This window comes from Mediterraneibacter catenae (assembly GCF_008691045.1).
Lineage (GTDB): Bacteria > Bacillota > Clostridia > Lachnospirales > Lachnospiraceae > Mediterraneibacter > Mediterraneibacter ornithocaccae.
This window is the reverse complement of sequence record NZ_VMSO01000046.1, coordinates 1-4,331: the sequence shown is the minus strand read 5'-3', so window position 1 is coordinate 4,331 and position 4,331 is coordinate 1. Positions and strand designations below refer to the sequence as shown.

Here is a 4,331-nt window from a genome sequence, read left to right as displayed (position 1 = left end):
GATCAGCTGGAACCGGGAAAGGGCTTCCTGTTCCTGCCATTGTTTGATTCTGTTTGTATTGGTATTCATATATAGTGACCTCCTTCTGAGACCACTATACCTGCTGGCCCGGTGACAGACGAATCAAAACAGGTGCAATAGCATCACCACGGTACAGCAGGTAAAAAACCGCCGCTGTTGTAGATGATACGGAGGATACGCTCCAGCCAGTCCTGATGTGTTTGGCGTATGGTATCGAGCAGTGATGCATGGGAGAAAAGAAGTTCTTCTCCCAATCCAAGTATCCGGTATCCGGCATTGCGCAGGGATCCTTCAATATTTGCGAGGTTCATCTGGAACCACTGAAGCCATCGTAACATGGCCAGCAGGGAAGGAGAGTCTTCCGAATCAGCATCCTCCGATGTTACGATCCCGTCGAGCACGCCGGAGATCACCTCGGCTTCATAATGCTTGTGGGGTACAAGGCAATCAGGAAGCTCGTTGTGATGTCGGTGGCATTCCGTACAGCGGAGCCTGCGGATCATAAGATACTCTTTCAGGCCGCCTTCCTTCTTCCGGATACGTGGTCTGGTATCGCGGTACTTCAAAGTACCGCCACAGACGGGGCAGACAGGGGTGTCATCACTGCTCACAACAAAAAACACCGGAGTCCGCCTTGTAGGTCAGTGTGTATTCTGATATAATAACCATGGTTTTTATAACCGGGTCTCAGAGTACACGACTTTCCAGGGAGGGTGCTCTGAGACTTTTTCTTTCTGTAGTCTTATGACAGTATACAGAGCAATCCGCTGACAGGCAAGTAGATCATGAATATGCTATTTTAAGAAATCAACAACACTCATGATTCTATTAAAGGTTTAAATCATATTTCATGGTGTTTTTATCAGATGGAATCCACTTTTGTCAGAATTTTGCGTATTTATTCTTTTGTCTTCAACTACTCTGTATGCTAAGATGAACATCAGGAAATAATTGAATGCAGGGAAGATGTGGTACTCTGTTGTACCGTGTGTTCCGGCCGGAAAACAGAATTCACTGCAAAAACTATGAGAATGAGAAGGGGATCATCTTATGAAAATTACACTTGCAACAACAAGCTTTACACCTGTTTATTCCAAGGAGGCCAATCTTCAGCAATATTTTAAGTATATTGATAAAGCGGCAGAGAAGAACGCCCGGCTTATTGTTTTCCCAGAACAGTCGCTCCAGGCTCCGCCCCGGAGTTTTCCGGAAGTTACGGAAGAGGACCGGATATATCAGCTGGAAAATGCCGAGCTGATACCAGAAGGAGCAAGTACACAACTTCTGATAGGCAAGGCAAAAGAGAAGAATATGTACATTGTCTGGAGCATGACAGAGCGTGAATCTGAGAAATTAGAAATCCTTTACAACACGGCTGTACTTGTCGGACCGGAAGGGTATGTTGGAAAATATCGTAAAGTTCACCAGACAGCGCCTGAAAAACCGATTTACAGGCGGGGACACAAGTTTTCTGTATTTGATACGGAGATAGGAAAAATCGGACTGATGATCTGTTATGATAAGGCTTTTCCGGAATCGGCGCGAGAATTGTATGCACAGGGTGCCGAGATTATAGCCATGCCCTCCGCTTGGCCTGTAGGAAGCAATACAGATGCAAAGGATGATAACGATATGTATCTTGGACTTTATAACATGTACGATAAAGTCCGTTCTGCTGAAAATACAGTCTTCTTCCTCTCGTCAAATCAGATTGGAAAAGTGGGAGATGTATATTATTGCGGACACAGCCGCATTACGCGCCCTACTCCTATTGGAGAAGAGGCGGCATGTACAGGATGGGAAGAAGGAATCGTTTTTGCAGAAGCCGAAGTGCAAAAGGAAATCGAAATGTATGGAAGATACCCGGTATATGCGGATAGGCTTCCTGAGGCATATGGACATATCGCACAGCCGCTTCAGATATAAATATAATGCATGGATAAATGTAACGCACAGACAGAGAAAATCAGATGTCTGTGCGCTATACTTTTTCCCGGCTCTTTCTGAAGTTAGACGGAGAGATGCCAAAATGCTTCTTAAAAACCTTGCTGAAATGGTAAGCGTCCTCATAGCCCACACTTTTGGCGATATCCTGAACACTGGCATCCGGTTGGGCGAGAAGCAGCTGTTCGGCTTCTTTCATACGCAGACTGATCAGATAATTGATAGGTGTGTCTCCTACTTCGTTTTTGAACAGGCGAGAGATGTAGAAAGGACTCAGGTACATATTGCGCGCAATCTGATCCAGGGAAATTTTCTCGGAGAAATGGCGCTCAAAGTAGTCCACTACCTGTTCTACGATATATTTTTTATTATTTGATTCGAAGTAATATCCGGTTCCGGCTGCGCTGGCAGATCCAGCCTGCTCCCGGTAGAGCAGCAGGATCAGCTGTGTCAGATAGGACTTCAGCATAAAGTACCGCCCCGGCTCTGTGTGGCAGGCTTCAACCATCATTGCCTCCGCCAGACGAGATATCTGGAGGAAGACCTTCTCCTTCGGATGCAGGAGAACTGGTTTCCCGGGAAAGCAGATCTGGTTTTCGTCCATATCTCTGAAGCGCAGGTTGGTAAAAGCGGTATAGAATTCAGCCGCCTGATGAGAATCGGATATATGTCTGCTCTGATGCATTACGCCCGGATTAAAGAGCAGAAGATCTCCTTTTTTAACAGGAAGAGTGCTGCCGTCTACGCAGAACTCGCCTGTGCCGTCCAGAATCACGGCAATCTCCGGAAAATCATGGCTATGGGGCTGCTCTGACGAACGGCGGATCCCATGGGTAGTGTACAGAAAAACCGGGTTCAAGTCTTCATATGTGATGTCATACTGCTGCTGACACATGGAAAACACCTCACTTTTTGTTCTTAATATTCTAGTTTGAAACCCCTCATTTGTAAATAGAAAATGCAGAATAATACAAAAATATATCAAGAAAATACATTTCATTTTGGAGTGGATTCCTTATCTGTAAATTCCAGTAAAAGGGGGCATATGCTCCGCACCAACGGTGCGCTCAGTCCATTTTAAACGGTGCGGAGCATCATCCCTCTGATGACAGATGCTTATTTCTCAGCTTCGCGCATACTGATACCATTCATTTCAAGCCGATAGCTATGTCGCTTATCAGTAATACGGGCAAGACATGCATCCGCATAAGTATGTTCCCTGAACAGATCAAACCATGACTTGATCGGAAACTGTGAAATGATGATTGTGGACCTGCATCCATCCCGTCCATCGATTACTTCGAAGAGATCACGGCATTTATCCAGATCCAGCTCCATGAGACCAAAGTCATCAATCGCAAGCAGATCAAGTTTGGACAGCGCGGTAACGTATTCCAGATAGGTTGACTTCAGTCTGGCCTGCTCCAGTTCAAGCATGAGCGTGTTTGCACGGATATATCGCACCGTCTTCAGCTGGCGAAGAGCAGAGATACACAAGGCATTGCTTAGATGTGTTTTCCCGCTGCTTGTCATCCCGGTAATCAGGAGATTCTTTCCTTCATCAATCCAATGGCAGGTTGCCAGCCGCTCAATTGCATCTGTGTCCAGTTTTCTTGCAGGATCATAAATGGTTTCATCCAGATCAGCATCCGGATAGCGCAGATGTGCCTGTTTCAGATAGCGTTTAAACTTTTTGTCGTATCGTATCTGCCATTCATGGTTTACGATCTCCGTGAACCGTTCAATGAAGGGCGCCAGATCGGCATTCGGATCCAGCATCTGGCTTTCAAATGCATCTGCCATTCCGGACATCCTCAGGGAACGCAGGCGTTCACAGATCAGGAGTTCCTCGTGAGTAAGGGAAAGATTTTCATTCATTGATAGCAGTCCCTCCCTCTGATGTTTTCATGTTCCGGAAGATGCCCGGCTGCTCTGTTTCCTGTCGGTTCGTGGTTAACCAGACGGCTAAGGGCTTTCTTGAAGTAAGTGTACTTGCATGCAGATGCATCAATACAAATCTGAGCCGCTTCCGCTGCGATATGACGCGGGACATCATTGCACATATGCAGAATGCCCTTGCAGCTGTTGTATGCCTGCTCTTCATGCTTGACACTGCGGAGAATACGATCAATGAGCGTAACCATGGACTCTCCATAAACGGATGCCCATCTGCGGTAATACGCCCCGTCATGTGCATTCAGTTCCTTGTAATACAGGTGTTCCGGAGGCATATGACTGTCGTCTGTGATATAACGCGGAAAATCCTTATAGGAGCGTACATGCTTACACAAAAGCCTATTATTCTCATCACAGATCCTTATCTCACTCATTGTAGCTTTGAGCATTGCAGGTTTTCCGTGATACGT

Annotated in this window: 4 protein-coding genes and 1 pseudogene; 1 reads left to right on the top strand and 4 read right to left on the bottom strand. The window is 46.2% G+C overall.

The annotated features are described in order from the left end of the window. Positions 1-143 precede the first annotated feature (143 nt). Entirely contained in the window at positions 144-644 is a 501-nt protein-coding gene (locus tag FNY66_RS15235; RefSeq protein ID WP_150311668.1) for a DUF6431 domain-containing protein, read from the bottom strand. 427 nt (positions 645-1,071) lie between these two features. Here FNY66_RS15235 and FNY66_RS15230 point away from each other — a divergent pair, with 427 nt between their 5' ends. Continuing rightward, complete coding sequence (locus FNY66_RS15230; RefSeq protein ID WP_087152613.1) at positions 1,072-1,947, top strand: carbon-nitrogen hydrolase family protein; 876 nt, start codon at positions 1,072-1,074, stop codon at positions 1,945-1,947. 55 nt (positions 1,948-2,002) lie between these two features. On the opposite strand, the gene FNY66_RS15225 is transcribed toward FNY66_RS15230, so the two are convergent. The 3 genes and pseudogenes from FNY66_RS15225 to FNY66_RS15215 all read right to left on the bottom strand — a co-directional run. Further along, entirely contained in the window at positions 2,003-2,860 is an 858-nt protein-coding gene (locus tag FNY66_RS15225; RefSeq protein WP_162607917.1) for an AraC family transcriptional regulator, read from the bottom strand. A gap of 221 nt (positions 2,861-3,081) precedes the next feature. Next, positions 3,082-3,843 (bottom strand): ATP-binding protein, encoded by a 762-nt coding sequence (locus tag FNY66_RS15220; protein WP_150311667.1) that lies wholly within the window; start codon positions 3,841-3,843, stop codon positions 3,082-3,084. Continuing rightward, positions 3,840-4,331 (bottom strand): annotated as a pseudogene (locus tag FNY66_RS15215) (Mu transposase domain-containing protein); the annotation flags it as partial. The gene FNY66_RS15220 and the pseudogene FNY66_RS15215, both read right to left, overlap by 4 nt.